At 63.7% G+C, this 1,151-nt stretch carries 1 protein-coding gene; it reads right to left on the reverse strand.

All coding sequences use genetic code 11. From position 1 onward, the window contains the following. Window positions 1–1,131: efflux RND transporter permease subunit (locus BN1127_RS22320; RefSeq protein WP_462477333.1), on the reverse strand; the 1,131-nt coding region annotated here is incomplete at its 3' end. Window positions 1,132–1,151 lie beyond the last annotated feature (20 nt).

Raw genomic sequence — 1,151 nt, forward strand, 5'->3', positions numbered from 1 at the left:
GCGGCCCACCCCCACATAGGAGAGGGCTACCGGCATCAGCAGCAGGGAGGTGAAGATGAGCACGGCCACCCCGATGCTGGCGGTGATGGCGAGATCCTGAATGACCGGGATGTCGATCAGCATCAGCACGGCGAAGCCCACCGCGTCGGCGAGCAGCGCCGTGACCCCGGCCAGGAAGAGGCGGCGGAAGGTATAGCGCGCCGCTATCTGGCGGTGGGTGCCACGGGCAATGTCCTGCATGATGCCGTTCATCTTCTGGGCCGCGTGGGAGACCCCGATGGCGAAGATGAGGAAGGGCACCAGCACCGAGTAGGGGTCGATGGCGTACCCCAGCCAGGCGACCAGCCCAAGCTGCCACACCACGGCGATGAGCGAGCAGCCCACCACCAGCAGGGTACTGCGCACGCAGCGGGTGTAGAGGAAGATGATGACGAGCGAGGTGACTACCGCCAGGGCGAAGAAGAGGATCACCTGAATGAGGCCATCGATGAGATCCCCCACCAGCTTGGCAAAACCGATCACCCGGATCTTGTACTGACCCGTCCCCTCCTCCCCCGCCTGGTGCGGCTTGCCGTCAAATTCAATCTGGCTGCGCAGCCGCTCGATGCGCTGGGAAAAGGCATGGTAATCGAGGGGCTTGCCGGTGGCCGATGCCTTGTCCAGCAGGGGCACGATCAGCATGCTGGACTTGAAGTCGCTCGCCACCAGGCTGCCGACGATGCCGGCTCGGTTGATGTTCTGGCGCAGTTGCTCGATGTCGGCGGGCTTGCCCTGATAGGCATCCGGCATCACGGGCCCGCCCTGGAACCCCTCCTCGGTCACCTCGGTCCAGCGCACCGCCGGGCTCCACAGGGACTTCATCCAGGCCCGGTCGACCCCTTCCGTCAGGAACAGCTCGTCATTGACCCGTTTAAGTACGCCGAGATAGTCGGGGTCGAAGATGTCCCCCCGGGTATTCTCCACCACCACCCGCACCGAGTTGCCGAGGCCACGCAGGGAGTCCCGGTTCTCCAAGAAGTTTTTGATGTAGGGCTGGCTCTGGGGGATCATCTTCTCGAAGCTGGGTGCCAGCGCCAGGCGGGTCGTCCCCATGTAGCCAAGCACCAAGGTCGCCAGTGTCATCAATAACATGAACAGGGCTCTATGGTTGA

This window comes from Aeromonas media (assembly GCF_000819985.1).
Lineage (GTDB): Bacteria > Pseudomonadota > Gammaproteobacteria > Enterobacterales > Aeromonadaceae > Aeromonas > Aeromonas media.